Raw genomic sequence first — 19,515 nt, 5'->3', positions numbered from 1 at the left:
GGGGATGTAAAATGTTAGATTTAATAAAGTTTGAGTTATACAAAATATTTTCAAAAAAATCAGTGATTATAGTAATGCTACTGACTGTGTTGTTTTGTGCTTTTAATGTATTTGGAGACAGTGTGTATATGAAATTTCAGGGACTTGATAGCATGGATGACGTGTATAGCGTTATGAAGAAATATGAAGGCAAAGTAATTACACAAGAAGGAATTCTTAAAGCAGAAGAGACTATAGAAAACCTAAAACAAAAAGAGGAAAGCGGTAAAAAACTTACTAAAGAAGAGATAGTTTATAAAAACTACTTATATGAAACAATGGTATTATCTAATCCCACATATACAGTAAATAATAAAAACTATACAATAGATGAAATGAAAAATGAAATTAGCAAGCTAGAAAATGAAAAAAAAGAAGGTACATATGAATACAAAAATCTTAATTTTGTATATGATAAGGTTAAAGATATAAAAGAATCAAAATATTATTTTTCTCATGGATGGCTTACAAGTACTGATTTTAATGTATTTGCAACTTTAATCACTACACTAATAGCAGTTGGATTAGCTCCAATATTTAGTGATGAATATCAAAGCAATAGTGCTCAAATAATGCTAAGCTGTAAGCGTGGAAAGAATAAATTAGTTATATCTAAAATAGCAACTGGATTAATATATACGAGTATTATATGTATTATAATACATACCATATATATTTTTGGAGCAATGAAATTTGATTTTATGGGGTGGGACAAACCTTTAGAACTATTTAAGTATTATAGAACTACTCCTTTTGATATGAGAATTATTGATTTTTATGTTGTTGGATTAGGGATTAGCTTTATAGGTGCTATGTTATATTCATTAGTTACTATGTTAATGTCATTGATAGTTAAAAATAACATGGTGTCACTTTTATTAAGTTTAGGTATGTATTATATACCAGCATTTTTAGGAAACTTTATTCCGATGGATTCTATAGCCAGAGTTTTTAGAGAAATAAATTTAGCAGAAGCTGTTAGGACATCAGGCATGTTTGTTTATCCTACTACTTATAACATTTTTGGAAATCCAGTATTATATTCAACTGTATTAATTAGTTTAGTAGTTATAGCAATACCAGTTGTAATATATTTAATAAAATATTTTGGAAAAAAACAAACTATATAATTATTTAAAGATATACACAATAATCGTGATCAGTATCTCTGTTATTTGTTTAAAATATTGAAATCTGTAAAACACATTGACAATTTTGTTAATGTGTTTTTTATTTATGTCAGAAGTTTGTAAGAAGTAGAGGTTATTATATAAGTATAAAATAAGTAAATGGGGTGGAGAAAATGAGTATATTAAAAGCAGAAAACTTAGTTAAAATATATGGACAAGAAGAAAATATAGTAAAATCATTAGATAATATAAGTATAGAAATAAATGAAGGTGAATTTGTTGCTATAGTTGGAACATCAGGAAGTGGAAAATCGACTTTATTAAACATGTTAGGAGGTCTTGATAATCTAACTAGTGGAGAAGTAACAATAAATAATAAAAAACTAAGTGAAATGAACGATGAAGAAATAACTATATTTAGAAGAAGAAATATAGGGTTTATTTTTCAAAATTATAACTTAGTACCTATTTTGAATGTTTATGAAAATATAGTGCTACCAATAGAACTGGATGGAATGAAAATAGATAATGAATTTATTGATTCTATAGTAAATACTTTAGGATTAAAAGAAAAGTTAAATAGTAGTCCTAATAAGCTATCAGGGGGACAACAGCAAAGAGTAGCGATAGCAAGAGCATTAGCGACTAAGCCAGCAATAATACTAGCAGATGAACCAACAGGAAATCTTGATAGTAAGACGAGCATGGATGTTATAGGGCTTTTAAAAATGACTTCTCAAAAGTTTAATCAAACTATGGTTATGATTACCCATAATGAAGAAATAGCTCAGTTGTCTGATAGAATAATAAGAATAGAAGATGGTAAGGTAGTAGGAGGAAATTAATAGATGAAACTAGAGAATAATAACAAAGAGATTATAAAAAGAATCTCCAATTCTTCAATAAAATATAATAAAGGAAGAAATATTTTTGTAGTTTTGGCTATAGTACTTACTACTTTTATGATATCTTCAGTATTTAGTATAGGAGCTAGTTTTATTAAGAACTATAAGACTACGCTTGTGAGGATGAACGGAAGCACTGCTAATGTATATTTACCAAATCCTAGAGAAGAACAAATTAAAGCAATAGAAAAATTAGGAATAAGTGATTTTATTGGTAAGGAAATTTTGGTAGGTCAAATTGTTAAGAAAGATATACAAAAAAGTAAGGGGAATGTTTTTCTTCAATATTATGATAAAGAGAACTGGAAAAAACAAATAACACCAGCTATTGGAGATGTTAAGGGAAATTATCCTACTAAAGAAAATGAAGTGATGATGTCTAAAAAGGCATTAGAATTATTAGGGAAAGATAAATCTAAAATAGGCGATAAAATAAAGATTTCTTATATAGATAATGAAGGAAGCGAAATAAAAAAAGAGTTTGTACTAAGTGGTATATATACGACTTATGGACTTAAATTCTATACAGGATATATAGCAGTGTCAGAAAAATTTATTAAAAGCAATAATTTAAATATATCCGACAATGGAACACTATCTTTTACATTAAAAAATAGCAAAAAAAATGAAGCGCCAAATTTATTAAAATCAAAGATAAAGTTATATGAAGGTCAATTATATAATTATAGTTATGATACAGACCGTAATTATATAGAAATGGTTATATACTCTATAGCGACTATAGGAACAATTGGACTATTTATAGTGCTTAGTGGTTATTTATTAATATATAATATTATGCATATAGCAGTAACTAAGGATATACATTTTTATGGATTGATGAAAACAATAGGAGCATCTCCTAAACAAATAAAAAAAATAGTAAAGGGTCAAGTTTTTAGACTTTCTACAATAGGAATACCTATAGGTTTAATACTAGGATTTGTAGTACCTTTTATATTGGTACCAATGCTACTAAGCACAATTCCATCAGGCGCAGATGTAGATGCTATGCCATCAGAGATATCCTTTAGCCCTTTAATATTTATATTTGCTACATTATTTTCATTATTTACTATTAGTTTAAGTTGTAGAAAACCAGCTAAAATAGCAGGTACTATATCTCCAACAGAATCGCTAAGATATAGTGGATCAAAACAGAATAAACAAAAGAAAGACAGAAAAAGTACTAATGGTGGAAAGCTCTATAAAATGGCATGGTATAATGTATTTAGAGATAAAAAACGTGCAATTTTAGTATTTGCATCTTTATTTATAGGGATTATAACATATTTGAGTGTTAATACTTTTTTAGATTGTCTAAGCATAGAAAATTGTATTAATAGATATACAAGATATGATTTTGAAATACAAAATAGCAAAGCTATTGATGGAAAAATAGATTATAGACTTATTAAAGAAATACAAAGTATAGATGGAATTAAGTCGGTTAGTAATTTCAAACTTTCAAACTTACAAAAGGATACAAATGAAATACCTGACCCACGAGCTCGATATGGAGAAGATAGCGGAGAGTTATTCGATGAAGTAACTCGTTTTAAGGATGAAATTGAAAAAGCTCACTCTACTTATGTATCGCCTATAATAGTAGGAGTAGACGACTTAGCTATAGAAAACTTCAATGATAAAAGTAATTTGAAAATAGATGTTGAAGCTTTCAAATCAGGAAAGATGGCTTTAGTAGATAGTAACTATTTTTCAGAAGAATATAACAAATTTATAAAAGATAAAAATTTTACTAAAGAAAAGATTGTTTTAAGAGGAAAGCATAAGAACTCTTTAAATTTCAATGTAACTCAAATTATAAATGATTCTAATTTATTAGTACATACAGGGTTACCTACTGTTTATATTAGTTTAAATCAGTTGGAAAAATTAGATAAGAATGCTGTAAATTATACGCTACACATAAATGTAGACAAGAAATATAATGAAGCTATAAATTCTAAAATTAAAAGAATGACAAAAGATAAGAGCTTATTTGTGATATCAAAGTTTGAAGAATTTAAGCAACTTAAGAGTAGCAAGATGATTATGAATATTATAGGGGGAGGGATGTCTATCATACTTATATTAATAGGCTTATTAAACTTTATAAATGTTATGGTTACAAGTATCAATATAAGGTTAAAAGAGCTTGCAGTTATGGAAAGTATAGGTATGACTAAAAAGCAAATTAAAAAAATGTTAACTCTTGAAGGAGCCTACTATGCAGGTATTACCACTTTACTTGTATCAACTTTAGGTGTGAAGATAGTATTTATAATTGGTGAAATGGCAAGAAAAATAGATAATTATGCTAGTTTTGTATTACCAGTAATTCCTTTTATTTCTTTAACAATATTAATACTTGCAGTATGCTTAATTACTCCAAGTATAGCTTATAAATACTCTAGCAAAAAAAGTGTAACGGAAAGACTCAGAGAAAATGAACTATAGATAATAACTAATTTGTAAATGATTATTAAAATAAAAATAATTTTATTATAGTGGTAGATTTTAAAAGTCTACCACTATTGTTATAATTATGAAGGTGTGTAGAGTAAGTTATAAGATATTAGGAGGATTATGTGGAGACTATTTTAATAATAGAAGATGATAGAATTTTAAATAGAGGAGTGTCATTTGCTTTAAAGAAGGAAGGGTATAATGTAATAAGTAATTATAATATATCAGAGGGGAAAGTTTCTATTATGGAAAATGATATAGATTTTTTACTTTTAGATATTAATTTACCTGATGGTAGTGGCTTAGATTTATGTGAACAAATTAATGATAAAATCAATTTTCCTATAGTCTTATTTACTGCCAATGATACAGATGAAGATATGATTAAAGGTTTTGAAATGGGGTGTGATGATTATATTGCAAAACCTTTTTCTATGGATGTACTAAAATTAAAAATTAATGCCATTCTAAAAATAAGTGCGAAGGTAGAAACAGACATTTTCAAATACAAAGACTTAAACATAGACTTTGAAAGCAGAAAGGTATTTGTAAAAGATGAGGAAGTTAACTTAACAGTGACAGAATATAAACTTTTAGAGTTACTTTCAAAAAATAAGGGGAGAGCTGTTACCAAGGAGATTATCTTAGAAAAGCTTTGGGATAGTAATGGCAATTATGTAGATGAAAATACCATAAGTGTAAATATTAGAAGATTACGAAAAAAGATAGAAGAAGATACTAAAAACCCACAGTATATAATTACTTTATTTGGTATTGGCTATATCATGGGAGATTAAAAATGGGAAAAAATTATAATGATAACATACTAAGGGATTTTAATAAGTACAATACATTTTTTAGGATTATAATAATAACTTTATGTATAATCTTTAATATTATTATATTATTTGTAAGTAAAGATTTAAAAATAACATATATATGTTTAGGTTTTACAGTTATTATTTTACTAGGGTTTTATATTTATGAAAAATTATTTGAAAACTATATGAGTAATATTTTAATAAAATTATCAGATATGTTATCTACTATATCCGATATGAGAGAAAAGGAAGTGTTTTCTCAAATAGATGATTCTTTATTCTCGAAATTGCAATACCAAACTATTAAGTTGACTAAATTACTAAAGTCTCAAAATCTTAAAATAGAGAAAGATAAGGAAAGAATAAAGTCACTAATATCTGACATAGCTCATCAGCTAAAAACACCCTTAACCAATATGAAGATTTATAGTGAGTTTTTGCAGTATGAGGATATAAGTAAGGAAGAGAAAGATGAGTTTAACAAGGCAATGATAATCTCTTTGGATAAACTATGTTTTTTAGTAGAAAGCATGATAAAAATGTCTCGCCTAGAAAGTTCTATTATAAATTTAAGACCTCAAAAACTAAGTATAAATGAAACTATAATAAGTGCGATAACTCAATTACATAAAAAGGCAGAGATGAAAAATATACATATAAATTTTAATTCTGAAAATGATATTTTGTTAATTCATGATAAAAATTGGACAACAGAAGCTATATTTAACATAATAGAAAATGCTATAAAATACTCTCCAATAGAAAGCGAGATTAATATTTCTGTTGAAAGTTATGAGATGTTTACGAAAATAGATATAAAAGATGAAGGAATAGGAATAAGTGAAGAAGAAATTCCGAAAATTTTCTCAAGATTCTATAGAGGTGAAAATGCCTATGAAGAGGAAGGGATTGGTATAGGACTTTATTTAAGTAGAAAAATAATTACTAAGGAAGATGGATATATAAAAGTTAGTTCAAATAGTAATGGAAGTATTTTTTCAGTGCTTTTACCTAATAAGATTTTAAAGTAAAAACATTGTGTTTTACTCAATCACCCTTAGGGATAAATTTCATATGGAAATATAATTGTGGATATTATTTTTGTGAATCGTATCTATAATTTAAATAAAAAAAGTACTAATATTAGTACTTTTTTTATTTAAGAGTATTAGCAATTTTAAACTTAATAATTTTATATAAATTATTTTTTATTTTTTGTCAGTTTTTTATGATAAATTTCGTATTAACTGTTGTAAAAGCTTTTACAAGGAGGAATCAAATTGCAAGATAAATTGATAGTTAAATATATAAAAAGGTGTAATCAGAAGGGGATGGAGATGTTAATAGACAGTTATAATGGATTACTAACATCAGTGATTCGTAAACATATTAATCCTCTACTAATCTATGAAGAGGAATGCATAAGCGATGTCCTTTTCTTAATTTGGGAGAATATAGAAGGATTTGATAGTAAACAAAACACTTTTAAAAATTGGATTTGTGCAATTGCAAAATATAAAGCAATTGATTATAAAAGAAAATATATATCTAAATTAAACTTAGATATAGACAATGACATATTTTATATAGATGAAAATTTAGCAAGAGTAGAGATAGAAGAAGAAATAAATGAGATTTTAAACTTTTTAAATGATAAGGACAAAGAACTTTTTACTAGATACTACTTAGATGGATATAAGCTAGAAGAAATAGCTATTGATACTAAAACCAATGTATCAAATTTACATAGCAGGCTATCTAGAGGTAGGAAGAAGATTAGAAAAATATTTTCAAAATAGGAGAGTTAAATTATGATGGACAAGTTTAAAATTTTTAATAAAGTAAAAATAGATACAAATAAATATATGGAAATAAAAACTAATAACAATAAAAAGTTAAAGATAGAAATGCAAGATAGATTGAAATCATCAGAAAGATCAAGTAAAAAAGGAAAAAAAACTAATATACTAATATCATGGATAGCATCAATAGTAATTGTAGTTACAGGGATTGGAATAATTAACCCATCTTTAGCTGATAACATTATAAAAATTATACCTGAATTTCAAACTATGCTAGATAAAATAAGTAAATCTATTAATGATGATTCTGATATTGAGTATGATCCAAATCTCTATCCTGAAATAGAAGAAGAGAAGGAAGAAAATCAAAAAAATAAGCTTATAGCAACCCCTGTTAATGTATCAAGTAAAGATAATGGTTTAAAAATAACTATAGATAAAGCAATGTATGATAAAAAGAAAATATATTTAGATATGACATTAAAAACAGATAAGCCATTTAAGAAAAGTGAGTTTATAAAAGCGGTATCAGATTCTCCTTATGGAGATGGTGAGAAAAATATGTATATAGACAATTTAAAAATGTATATAAATGAAGTGAAGCTAGATGGATATTCATATAGTGCTGGAGTTGTTGAATTTATTGATGAACACACTGTTAATCTTAACTACCTAATAGAGCTAGACCCTACTAATAATATAGATGAGGCAAACTTTAAAATAAATTTTGGTATTCAAAAGTTTAAGCATAATAAGGCTGATGGAAATATTAAAGGTAAATGGTCTTTTGATTTTAACATAAAACCTATAGATGATGGCAAAAAGCATATAGAGATAAATAAAAAGGATGGAGACTATACATTAAAAAATGTAAATATATCTAAAACTTATGTTGAGTTAAAAATGGAACTTCCTTTTCAACCATCTTTAGGTAATCCTCATAATAACTTTATAATAGTTAAAGATAATAAAGGAAGAGAGCTACAAATGTCTGTAGGTACTGATGGAGAAAATAAAATATATACTCAAATAAATGAATTAATTAATATAGGAGAGATTCCAAAATATATTGATATTTTAGTATATAAAAATATTCCTGTTGAAGGTCAAGATTCTAAGGTTTTATCTAGTTTTAGAATCAACTTAGAATAGATTTATTAGATTATACATATTACAATGTTTAAAAAAATTAAAAAACAACAAAAAATATTTATAAGCTAAGGCAGGATTTGGGGGCATTATTATACAACCGTAATTACCCAGATATTTTAAAAAAGCCATTTAAAAAGACTTAAAACTTTTTAAATGGCTTTTTACAAAGTATGTAATAATAACATTTATTTTATAGAAGTTAATTCTATTGAATTTAATGTATCTATAGGATACTCCCAAATATTTCCCTTAATTTCAATATCATAATTACATATAGGATTTTTACAAATTAAGTAAGATATAAATTTATACTGTGTTTTTGTTCCTTGAGATTTTTTATTAGAACTAACTTTTTCAATATCTTTAATGCTAAAGTCATATAAATTTTTATAATCACAATTAGGACATTTGATATTAAAACTATGATTTATAGGAGTTTCTAAACTCATAAAAGCTGTACCTCCAGAATTATAATTTTAGTTTGTATTTATTTTTATTTAATCTATATTAAATATTAAGTTTTATAATAATATCTGCATCTTCATCAAAAAATACACACTTTATAAATAAATTGAAATTATAAAATACAAATAATTTAGAAAGTAAATAGCTCTATTTTTAGAATTATTTTTAGTACAAAAATTTTATATCATATTATACCTAAGTCTATTGCACCTTAGGTATTTTTATTATAATTGGTATAATTATTCTGTTTAAATTGACGTAAAAAGTATATTAATTATAATAAGTAATAATTATATAAATAAAAATAAAAATTAATAATAGAAAGAAAGGCGCGTTATGGAAGAATCAAAAATTATTAACATGATAAATAACAATCCTAATATAATATCAACTATAAATAACCCTACAGATGAGATGAAGTTATTAGCTATTAAAAAAAATGGGCGTGTATTAGAATATATAGATAATCCAACTATAGAAATGCAAGAGTTAGCTATAGATAATAATGCTAGAGCAATTAAATTTATAAAGAATCCAACAGAAGATATGATGATAAAAGCTGTAAGTGAAGGATGGAGTATTTTAGAAGATATTAAAAATCCAACTGATAAGGTAATTAAACTAGCAATAAGTAAATCAGGATGGGCTATTCAATATGTAAAAAATCCAAGTGAAGAGTTACAACTATTAGCAGTAAGAAAAAATTACGATTCAATAAAGTATATAAAAGAACCTTATGAAAATGTTCAGAAAGAGGCTGTAAAAATAAGTTATGATGCATTAAGATATATAAAAGCACCAAAACTTAGTGCAGAGATTGCAGCTATTAAGAACAATGAAGCTGCTGTTAGTTTTGTAACTAATCTAGATAAAGATAAAATTTTAGAACTTTTAAAGGTAAATATCTTAGTTATTAAATATGTTGCAAACAAAATATCTAAAGATGAATTAGAAGAAGTATTAAAAATAGTACTATCAAAGGAAGATGTCTCAGAAAAATATGTTAGAGATTTTATAAATTGTAGTACTATAGATAGAAAAAATGACACAATAACAATGGACAAGGTAATGTTCATTTATAAGTATGGAAATAAAAAAGCAAAAAAAATAGCTGTAGATGAAAAACTAAAAATGATATAGGAGAAAGACAAAATGAATTTTATAGATACATTAAAGAGCGTTGACTTAGTATTAGCTACAAAAGAAGTACCTTTAGTGGTTGGTGAAAGTGGAATCGGAAAAACAGCTTTAGCAAAGAAGTTAGCTAAAGAAAATAATTGGAGCTTAGTCGTTATTGATGGAAACTTACTTAAAGAAGGTGAAATAGGTGGTCTTCCAACTATAGAATCTTATGTAGGAATTAACTCTGATGGAGATGAAATAGAAAAGAAAACTACAGTATATGCTGTTCATAACAAGTTAAGAGAAATTGATGAAGAAATATCTAAAGGTAAAGTAGTTCTTTTATTTATAGATGAGATAAACCGTTGCGAACATACAGTACAGCAGGAACTTATGAATTTAATATTAAATAGAGAAATCAATGGATATAAGTTAAATGATGATGTGAAAATTTTAGCAGCAATGAACCCATCAAGTAAATATGGTTCAGATTTTGATTATCAAGTTGTAGATATGGATGCAGCTCAAGAAAATAGATTTGTATGGTTAAACATGGAACCTGATTATACACAGTGGTTAAATTGGGCAATAGGTGCAGGTATTGAGCAAAAGGTTATAGAGTTTATTTCAACTTTCCCAGAATATCTGCATAAAACAAATGAAGATGACGTACGTGCTACTCCAAGAAGTTATGAAAGAGTTTCTAAGAGTTATAAAATTTATAAGGAACAAAAAGATAGAGTACCTAGAGCTGTATTTTTAAATGTTATAAAAGGAAATGTAGGAAAAGTTATTGCAGAAGAATTTATAAGTTTTGTTGAATCAGATTCTAGCCCATTAATATCTTATGAAGATGTTTTTTTAGGTGAAAACTTAAGTTCATCTGTGGTAGAAAAGGTGAAAACTGAAAGTCACACAAGACTTTATTTATCAGCAATAAATATTTTAAAAACTTTAGAATCAAATATGAAAGATGATAATTATGATTCAAGCTATTATATTAATAGATTTATTGAATTTTTAAAAATATATCCTGTAGATTTAATGGTTGGAATTATGAAGGATATTAAGCATAGTTATATTGAAGTATATAAAAGAGCTATAGAAAACGAAGAGTTTGTAAAATCGTATTTTGAATCTTATAGTTTAATAAGGGGATAATCTATGGAAAGTTATTTTGACAAAAAAACAAAAGAGCTCTATGATAAAGCAGATAAAATTATAGATACTTATGCTGTGTTAAAGGCAAACCATAAAGATGAGAAATTTGAGATAGATATACCACAAGATTTTAAAAATGAGTTTTTTAGCCTTGTAGATAAAGTAAATTTAAGTCTTATGGAAGAGAAAGATAATTTTTATGGATATTTTTTATTTCAAATGTCAAGAGAGATAAGATTTGATATAAGTAGTCCAACTGCTGTAAATTTTAAAGGAGCTAAATATGTTATATACTTTAATCCAATAATTTTTTTAAACCTTAATATGAGACAAATGGAAAGTACAATCAAGCACGAAATTCTTCATATAGTATCTATGCATTTAGTAAGAGCAAAGGAATTAAAAGGCAAGTATAGTACACTTGCAATTAATATAGCGATGGATATAGTAGTAAATAAATATTTAGATTATTTACCACCATATTCTACTACTTTAGAATGGTTAAATTCAAAGTATTCTTTAAACCTTGAACCATATGAAACTTTTGAATACTATGTAGAAAAAATTCAAATTGAATTAGATTTACAAGAAGAAGATGAAGATGGGGAAGAGAACGATAGTAATAATAATGAAAATATAGAAACTGATTATAATCCAGAAAAAACTCATGATATTTGGGAAGATTCTAATGATATAGATGAAAAAACTCTAAAAGAATTTACAGAAAAATTTACTGATATTTCACAAAAAGGTAAAATTCCAGAGTATTTACAAGGTATGATATCATCACTTAAAAATAGTAAAGGTGAATTGCCTTGGAATGTTTATCTTAAGAAGCTAATGGGAACAGTTGAAAGTAATAAAAAGAAAACTATAACAAGAAGAAATAGAAGACAGCCTAATAGATTAGATTTAAGAGGTGAACTTAGAGGTCACAAAGCAGAGATAGCTGTTGCGATTGACATAAGTGGAAGCATTAGCGATGAAGAATTTAAGCAAGCTATTAAAGAGGTACTTAATATAGTTAAAAATTATAATCATGAAATTACTATCATAGAGTGTGATAACGAAATTAGACGTGCATATAAAGTAAAATCTGTAAAGGATATAAAAGATAGAATTAATACAAGGGGAGGGACTAAATTTACTCCAGTTTTTGATTATGCTAATAATAAAAAATTTAATTTATTGGTGTATTTTACAGATGGCGAAGGTGAGGGCAAGTTACAAGTAATACCTAGAGGGTATAAAATTTTATGGGTTATTTCTGGAAGAGGAGATAAACTTTCATTAAGAGAACCTTATGGGGTAGTTAAAAAACTTAGCAAGGTTAAAATAAAAGAAGATGCATCAGATATAAGTGTTGTTAGAGATGATGGATATTCAATGGCTAACCAATCACCGATTTTATAATGATAAATAGTTTGATATATAGAAAATATAAATAATACCGATCCTAAGTATTTGATTTTTGTATAAATATTGGAGATTTATATTAATTATGATAAAATTATCGATGGCAAATTTCCTCAATTTAAATGATGGAAAAAATAACGGAGGATAATTATGAAAAGAAAATTAATTAGTGCGTTAGTTGGTGTTACAATAGTAGCAGCAATAGGTGTAGGGTGTAGCAAGCCTTCAAATGATTCTCAAAATACAAATAAAGAAAAAACAGATGTAAAGGCAGAACAAGTAGACGCAAAAAAAGTATTTGTATCACCAGACTGGGTACAAAGTGTAATAGATGGAAATCAACCAGAGTCTAAAAATTATACTATATTAGAAGTTTCATGGGGGACTTATAAAGATAGTCCAACTTATACAAAAGGACATCTTCCAGGAGCGTTACATGTGGATACTTCAAGCATTGAATCTGAACCAATTTGGAATATATCAGAGCCTAAAGTAGTTGAAAAAGGTATGTTAGATTTAGGAGTAACAAAAGATAAAACTGTTATCTTATATGGAACAGATATTTCAGCAGTAAGTAGAGTGGCATATGCATACCTTTGGGCAGGCGTTGAAAATGTAAAAGTTTTAAATGGTGGACTTGATGCTTGGAAAAAAGCAGGTTACGAAACAGAAACTAAAATAGAAAAAGCAACACCAGCAAAAGATTTTGGGACAACTGTTCCAGCACATCCGGAATATTGGATATCAATAGACAAAGTTCAAGAGAAATTAAAAAATGATTCAAACTTCCGTTTAGTAAGTATAAGAAGTAAAGAAGAGTTTGATGGTAAAACAAGCGGATATACTTATATAGACAGAGCTGGTGAACCTAAAGGTGCAGTTTGGGGACATGCAGGAAGTGATCCATATAATATGCAAGATTATATACACAAAGATGGAACTGTTATAACTGCTGAAGAAATGGAAAAGTTATGGTCAGATTCTGATATTACTAAAAAGAATGAACTTTCATTCTATTGTGGAACTGGTTGGAGAGCTTCAGTTCCTTGGTTAATTGGTTATGACGCAGGATGGGAAGGAATGACTGTTTATGATGGTGGTTGGAATGAATGGCAAATGAATAATAAACTTCCTGTACAAGTAGGAGATCCAAAGAGTGGTAATAGTGAATATACTACAGTAGATAAACTACCAACAGATAAAGCTTCAAAATAAATTATAGAATATAAGCACTGTATTAATTGCAGTGCTTATATTAAATTATAGGCAATGAGGTTGATATTTATATGGAAAAAGCAAAAAAGATTTTTTATATAGTAACTACGGTATTAGAGGTTTTGATGTTAATTGGAGCGTATATGGTAAATTACTTTACACAGAAGAAAATGGGAATGTTACGACATGTCGTGCATAAGAATTATGTTTGGGAAGAGCAATATCCTATAGCGAATATACAATATGCATCTATAATAGGACTTACTATACTAATGTTATTAGTACTAATACTTTATATGAAAAGAAAGAATATGTTAAAAAAAATAGTAACTACTATGAATATTACGATGGTTATACTAGTATTTTCTTTTACAGGATTTATATTAATATATTCAGCGGAAGAAATAAGAGCATTTTATTATATAACTGCTATATTTGGGTTAATTACATTGATTCAGATCATAAAAACCTTTATAGGAGTTATTTGGTATAAGAATGAAAAGTTATAAAAAAGCTATATGTCGGTGGAGAATTTATAATTACAGATGAAGGAATAAATTTTTTAGAGCAAAATGAATAAACTATAATGAATCATGCAAATGTGTTCGATGGAATAAAATGTTGATCTATATAAAATAAAATTATATATCTCAAAATAAAAATTTCACTTACATTAAAATTTTATAATATGATTATACAGAGGGTAGTTTTGATAACGTAAGCCCAGTTGTCAAAGCTACTTTTTTATTTTATTAAGGATGGCGAGGGTTTAATGTTTAAGGTTGATGATTATATAATGTATGGTATTACAGGGGTATGTAAGATTTTAGATATAACTAACAAGAAATTTATAAATGATGAGCGAAGAAAATATTATGAAAGAAGCTAAAAGATTATTAAATTAAGAGTTTGCAGTTATTTTAAGTATCTCTCTAGATTAAGTAACTTCATATATTTCAAGTCATATACCTAAATAAAGTATTTTAAACTATGTAGATATAATTGGAAGACTTTCAATTGATTTTGAGATAAGTTATCAGTTTAAGTCTGAAATATATTTGGTATATATTTAATAAATACGAATCGGAGGAGTAAAAATATGTTAGATGCAGGAATAAAAGCACCAGAAATTAAATTACAAGATAAAGAAGGAAACACAGTAAGTCTATCAGACTTTAAAAATAAAAAAGTAGTATTATACTTCTATCCAAAAGATAGTACACCAGGATGCACTAAACAAGCATGTTCATTTAGAGATAACTATGAAGTATTCAAGTCAAAAGATGTTGTGGTAATAGGAATTAGTAAAGATAGTATAAAATCACACGAAAGATTTGCACAAAAAAATGAATTACCATTTATACTATTATCGGATCCTGAACTTGAATCTATAAAAGCTTATGATGTATGGCAAGAAAAAAAACTATATGGAAAAGTAGGATTTGGGGTTGTTAGAACTACCTATATTATAGATGAAAATGGAATTATAGAAAAAGTATATGATAAAGTTAAAACTGATAAAAATGTAGGCGAGATACTAGAGTACTTAGGATAGATAACTTTTAATAAGGTAAATTAAAAATTTATGAGTACAATATTAAATATAGTCTTGGGTATGATTTTATGAATTTTATCTAATATTAAAATAAATTAAAAGGCATTGATTGAAATCAATGTCTTTTTTATTTTGAATAATCTAATTAGAAATTGAAAATTAAAGTGAGAAAAGTATTAACATATGTATTAAAATATATTTATACACTTTAACACATATAAATACAATTATAAAACAATTAAATTTTATTAAATGCATTCTATCCAATAAAATACAATTTATATATATAATAAACAATAAAATACAATTCTAAAATGAAAATTAATCAAATTCAATAAAAAAAGAGATAAAAAATATAAATTAAAATATGGCACAGATATTGCTTATATAAAAATACAGAAATATAAATGAAAAAATGGAGGGAGAAAACGATGGAGGCACTTTTTAATAGCGTAAACCAGTTTTTCGAATTTATAGTACCGATAGCAGATTTTTTATGGGATTTTCCAACTAATTTTGAATGGTATAAAAATATACCGATATTAGGTAATTTTGCATTTTCAATATTGTTTTTATTAGGTACAGGAGTTTTTTATACATTTAAGACAGGATTTGTGCAATGTAAATACTTTAAATCAGGAATAAAATCATTAGTATCAAGTAAATCATCTGATAAAGGTGTAAGTCCATTAGCATCATTCTTACTAAGCTCTGCTATGAGAATAGGTCCTGGTAATATAATGGGGGTAACAGGGGCAATATCAGTTGGAGGACCAGGAGCAGTATTTTGGATGTGGATATCGGCATTCTTTGGTATGGCAACATCTTTCTCTGAAGCAGTTTTATCTCAGATATTTAAAGAACAAGAAGGTGACAACTATGTAGGTGGACTTGCTTTCTATGGAAAGAAGATATTAGGTGATAAACGTATAGTAGGAATAATTATATCTTGTGTATTTATAATGTATGCCTTATTTAGCATCCCTGGGCAAACGTTTCACATGATAACTGGACTTGTTTCTCTAGCAGAAGGAGTAGCAGGTCAAACATTTGATAGACAATCTATAGTTTATTATGTAGTAGGTATAGCAGTAATAGTTACAGTTTTATGTGCGGTTATAGGCGGGATACATGGTGTTACAAATGTAACAGATAAGTTAGTTCCTGTTATGGCAGTTATATATAGCCTACTTATATTTGGATTAATTTTATTAAATATACCATTAATACCTAGATTTTTCACAGAAGTATTTGGTGGAGCATTTACTCCAAAGGCTGTATTTGGTGGGGCTTTTGGTATAGTTTTAGCTCAAGGTATTAAGAGAGGGCTTATGTCAAATGAAGCTGGACAAGGTTCAGTAACTCCAGCTGCGGCTATAGCAGAATGTAATCATCCATGTGAGCAAGGATTTGTACAATCATTAGGAGTATTTTTAGATACTATGGTAATTTGTACGATGACAGCGTTTGTTGTAGTTGTAGCACAAATATGGTCAGGAGATTCAGGAGTAGTATGGGAATCAATAAGAGAATCTAAGCTTACTGTATTTTTAACATCTGTACAACACTTAGTTCCAGGTGTAACTTTTGATAATATGGTTGCATCAGTAGTTTCTTTATGTTATGGGTTGTTCTCATTTACAACTATAATAGGGTTAATATTATTTGCAGAAGTATCAGCAAACTCTATAAGTAAGAATAGAACTTTTATAAAGATTATAAGACTTATAGGAGCATTATTCTTCGTTCCATTTGGAGTTTTAACAGTATTAGGTGGATTTGAGTTAGGAAACCTATGGTATATATCTGACTTTGTTGCTATAGTAATGGTTATGTGTAACGTACCTGCATTATTAATAGGAAGTAAGGTAGTATTAAAAGCACTTAAAAACTATGAAAATTCTAATGGAAATAGATTTGTCTCTACTGATATAGGTATAGAAACAGAATGTTGGAGAGTTAGTGAAGTGCTTGATAAGATAGGAAATGAGTAATTACATAAAAATAATAAGGATGCCTAATAGGGTATCCTTATTATTTTTTATTCAGTGTTATATAGTATAATTAAGATATATATTAGAACACTTGGAGGAAATATGAAAAAAGTTGTAGTAATAACTAATTTTGATAAAGTGGCAAATTTTCATAAGGATGTTTTAGAATATTTATTTGAAGGGAAAATAGAGGTTGAAACTTATTCATATGATAAAGGGTATATAGATTTTGAAATAGAAGCAGATTTATACTTAATATCAATATATTCTATATATGTAGAAGTAAAAAAATACATAAATCCAAGAGGTAAAGTTATAATAATTGGAACAACTATTAATGAGAAACAGTATGAAAAAATCAAGAAGATACCTAAAAATTCTAAAATAATGGTAGTAAACTATAGCCCAGAAATGACTATGGAAACAATTGCACTATTTAGACAAGTTGGATTAGATGAATATGATTTTGTGCCATATTATTTAGGGAAGGTAAATACTGTCCAAACTGATTTTGTGCTTACAACAGGAGAGGCGCATGTAGCACCACACTGGGTAGAAGATATTATAGATATAGATGATAGAACATTAGATATGAGTACAATTATAGATACAGCTATAAGTATAGAACAAGAAGATATTTTAAAGAGTAAAAAAATTATAAACCATTTTAAAAAATTAAAAAAACCATCAATAGGTATATCTAAGTTAATAAATGATACAAATGTGCTTGAAAGTAGATTTTTAGAGTTAATAAATGTTATAGATGAAGGTATTATAGTTACAGATGTTTACGGTCATATTTATACTATAAATGAAAAAGCAAAATCTATACTAAATCTAGGAAAAATGGATTTTGATAGAATGAATATAAGTGAGATAATAAATCACATATCTATAACTAGAGCAATAAAGAAGAAGAGATCTTTAGATGTTGAGTTAATTAAAATAAATAACTGTAATATATCATTTAAGGCAGTACCGGTGGAAACTGTGGGAGAAATTACTGGAATTATAATGATATTTGAAAGATTTGAAGAAAAAGAAAAAAGCCAACATAATTTAAGAAAACAATTAGTGAAAAAAGGATATGTAGCAAAGTACAATTTTGAAGATATAAAAGGTAGCTCAAAAGCAATCGAGGATATAAAAAAGAGAGCTAATAAAATGGCTAAATCAGATTTATCTATATTAATAACAGGAGAATCAGGGGTTGGAAAAGAGCTTTTTGCCCAATCTATTCATAATGCTTCATATAGGAAAGATTATCAGTTTGTTGCTATAAACTGTGCTGCTATACCGGAAAATTTACTAGAAAGTGAACTTTTCGGATATGATGAAGGTGCATTTACTGGTGCAAAAAAAGGTGGAAGAATGGGATTATTTGAAATTGCTCATAATGGAACGATATTTTTAGATGAAATTGGTGAAATGCCACTACATCTACAAACAAGGCTATTGAGGGTAATACAAGAAAGAGAAGTAATGAGGATATGCGGAGATAGAGTTATACATGTAGACATAAGGATTATAGCGGCTACTCATAGAAACTTAAAAGAATTAAGTAAACAAGGAAAGTTTAGAAGTGACTTATATTACAGATTAAATGTATTACCATTAAAAATTCCACCTTTAAGAGATAGAGGGAATGATATTTTAATATTATTTAATCATATCAAAGCTAACAAAGGATTAGTATATGAGTTAAGTAAAGAATCAGAAGCATTTTTATTAAATTATAAGTGGGAAGGGAATTTAAGAGAACTTATAAATTGTATAGAGTTTTTGAATTATATAGATAAAGATGTAATAGAGTTAGAAGATTTACAAGAATACTTTTTAGAAGATGAAGATTTAATAAAAGAATATAATGAAAATACAATAGCTTATTATGATGAAAATAGTAGTTTTGATGAAGGAAAAAAATTTATTCTAAGATGTATGAAAGAAGCTATGCTTCAGTTAAGAGGTATTGGTAGACCAGCTATATTAAAAAAAGCTAGGGAAGAAAATATATATATTAGTGAAGTTGAAATAAGAAAGATATTATTGGAATTAGAGTTAGATGGTATTGTTGCGATAGGTAAAGGACGAGGTGGAACAAAACTTACTCAAAAGGGAATAGAAACAATTAAATCAATGAAAGATATATTATAAAACAATATAATACAATTAATACATAAAAATACAATTAAATAATTAAAAACATAAGAAACATGCATAAAAATAAATTCTAAATTGAATTATTAAATATGGCATGTTTTTTGCTTGT

At 26.8% G+C, this 19,515-nt stretch carries 17 protein-coding genes; 16 read left to right on the top strand and 1 reads right to left on the bottom strand.

What is annotated here, in order from left to right; all coding sequences use genetic code 11:
• The first annotated feature begins 11 nt into the window (after positions 1 to 11).
• From JNUCC81_RS16505 to JNUCC81_RS16475, 7 genes are all read left to right on the top strand, one after another.
• Positions 12 to 1,169 carry a hypothetical protein gene (locus JNUCC81_RS16505; protein WP_454094467.1) on the top strand — a complete coding sequence of 386 codons (1,158 nt, stop codon included), beginning with the start codon at positions 12 to 14 and terminating at the stop codon, positions 1,167 to 1,169.
• Between the two features lie 173 nt (positions 1,170 to 1,342).
• The gene (locus JNUCC81_RS16500) at positions 1,343 to 2,014 is read left to right on the top strand and encodes an ABC transporter ATP-binding protein (RefSeq protein WP_454094466.1); all 672 of its coding nucleotides are present in this window, start codon (positions 1,343 to 1,345) and stop codon (positions 2,012 to 2,014) included.
• Between the two features lie 3 nt (positions 2,015 to 2,017).
• Positions 2,018 to 4,534 (top strand): ABC transporter permease, encoded by a 2,517-nt coding sequence (locus JNUCC81_RS16495; protein WP_454094465.1) that lies wholly within the window; start codon positions 2,018 to 2,020, stop codon positions 4,532 to 4,534.
• Between the two features lie 131 nt (positions 4,535 to 4,665).
• Positions 4,666 to 5,340 (top strand): response regulator transcription factor, encoded by a 675-nt coding sequence (locus tag JNUCC81_RS16490; RefSeq protein WP_454094464.1) that lies wholly within the window; start codon positions 4,666 to 4,668, stop codon positions 5,338 to 5,340.
• Positions 5,341 to 5,342: 2 nt separating this feature from the next.
• Positions 5,343 to 6,395 carry a sensor histidine kinase gene (locus tag JNUCC81_RS16485; protein ID WP_454094463.1) on the top strand — a complete coding sequence of 351 codons (1,053 nt, stop codon included), beginning with the start codon at positions 5,343 to 5,345 and terminating at the stop codon, positions 6,393 to 6,395.
• A gap of 249 nt (positions 6,396 to 6,644) precedes the next feature.
• Positions 6,645 to 7,163 (top strand): sigma-70 family RNA polymerase sigma factor, encoded by a 519-nt coding sequence (locus JNUCC81_RS16480; RefSeq protein WP_454094462.1) that lies wholly within the window; start codon positions 6,645 to 6,647, stop codon positions 7,161 to 7,163.
• A 12-nt stretch (positions 7,164 to 7,175) separates the two neighbouring features.
• Complete coding sequence (locus JNUCC81_RS16475) at positions 7,176 to 8,318, top strand: DUF4179 domain-containing protein (RefSeq protein ID WP_454094461.1); 1,143 nt, start codon at positions 7,176 to 7,178, stop codon at positions 8,316 to 8,318.
• Positions 8,319 to 8,503: 185 nt separating this feature from the next.
• Here the strand turns inward: JNUCC81_RS16475 and JNUCC81_RS16470 are convergent, their stop codons facing one another.
• Positions 8,504 to 8,767, bottom strand: coding sequence for a hypothetical protein (locus JNUCC81_RS16470; RefSeq protein WP_454094460.1), 264 nt, complete (start codon positions 8,765 to 8,767; stop codon positions 8,504 to 8,506).
• A 352-nt stretch (positions 8,768 to 9,119) separates the two neighbouring features.
• On the opposite strand from JNUCC81_RS16470, the gene JNUCC81_RS16465 reads away from it, so the two are divergent.
• The 9 genes from JNUCC81_RS16465 to JNUCC81_RS16425 all read left to right on the top strand — a co-directional run bounded on the left by JNUCC81_RS16465 (position 9,120) and on the right by JNUCC81_RS16425 (position 19,400).
• A complete protein-coding gene (locus JNUCC81_RS16465) occupies positions 9,120 to 9,923 on the top strand; it encodes a hypothetical protein (RefSeq protein WP_454094459.1) in 804 nt (267 codons plus the stop codon).
• Positions 9,924 to 9,935: 12 nt separating this feature from the next.
• Complete coding sequence (locus JNUCC81_RS16460) at positions 9,936 to 11,066, top strand: ATP-binding protein (protein WP_454094458.1); 1,131 nt, start codon at positions 9,936 to 9,938, stop codon at positions 11,064 to 11,066.
• A gap of 3 nt (positions 11,067 to 11,069) precedes the next feature.
• Complete coding sequence (locus JNUCC81_RS16455) at positions 11,070 to 12,479, top strand: vWA domain-containing protein (RefSeq protein ID WP_454094457.1); 1,410 nt, start codon at positions 11,070 to 11,072, stop codon at positions 12,477 to 12,479.
• A 153-nt stretch (positions 12,480 to 12,632) separates the two neighbouring features.
• Positions 12,633 to 13,697, top strand: a complete 1,065-nt coding sequence (locus tag JNUCC81_RS16450; RefSeq protein ID WP_454094456.1) for a sulfurtransferase — start codon at positions 12,633 to 12,635, stop codon at positions 13,695 to 13,697.
• 71 nt (positions 13,698 to 13,768) lie between these two features.
• The gene (locus JNUCC81_RS16445; RefSeq protein WP_454094455.1) at positions 13,769 to 14,206 is read left to right on the top strand and encodes a hypothetical protein; all 438 of its coding nucleotides are present in this window, start codon (positions 13,769 to 13,771) and stop codon (positions 14,204 to 14,206) included.
• Between the two features lie 263 nt (positions 14,207 to 14,469).
• Positions 14,470 to 14,586: a CarD family transcriptional regulator gene (locus JNUCC81_RS16440; RefSeq protein ID WP_454094454.1), complete on the top strand. Its 117-nt coding sequence runs from the start codon at positions 14,470 to 14,472 to the stop codon at positions 14,584 to 14,586.
• Positions 14,587 to 14,796: 210 nt separating this feature from the next.
• On the top strand, positions 14,797 to 15,252 hold the full coding sequence (bcp, locus tag JNUCC81_RS16435; RefSeq protein ID WP_454094453.1) for a thioredoxin-dependent thiol peroxidase: 456 nt from the start codon (positions 14,797 to 14,799) through the stop codon (positions 15,250 to 15,252).
• A gap of 431 nt (positions 15,253 to 15,683) precedes the next feature.
• The gene (locus JNUCC81_RS16430) at positions 15,684 to 17,246 is read left to right on the top strand and encodes an alanine/glycine:cation symporter family protein (protein WP_454094452.1); all 1,563 of its coding nucleotides are present in this window, start codon (positions 15,684 to 15,686) and stop codon (positions 17,244 to 17,246) included.
• Positions 17,247 to 17,348: 102 nt separating this feature from the next.
• Positions 17,349 to 19,400: a sigma-54 interaction domain-containing protein gene (locus JNUCC81_RS16425; protein WP_454094451.1), complete on the top strand. Its 2,052-nt coding sequence runs from the start codon at positions 17,349 to 17,351 to the stop codon at positions 19,398 to 19,400.
• The last annotated feature ends 115 nt before the right edge of the window (positions 19,401 to 19,515 follow it).

It is taken from the genome of Faecalimicrobium sp. JNUCC 81 (genome assembly GCF_053667625.1).
The sequence above is the reverse complement of the archived record's forward strand: the minus strand, read 5'-3'. Positions and strand labels throughout refer to the sequence as shown.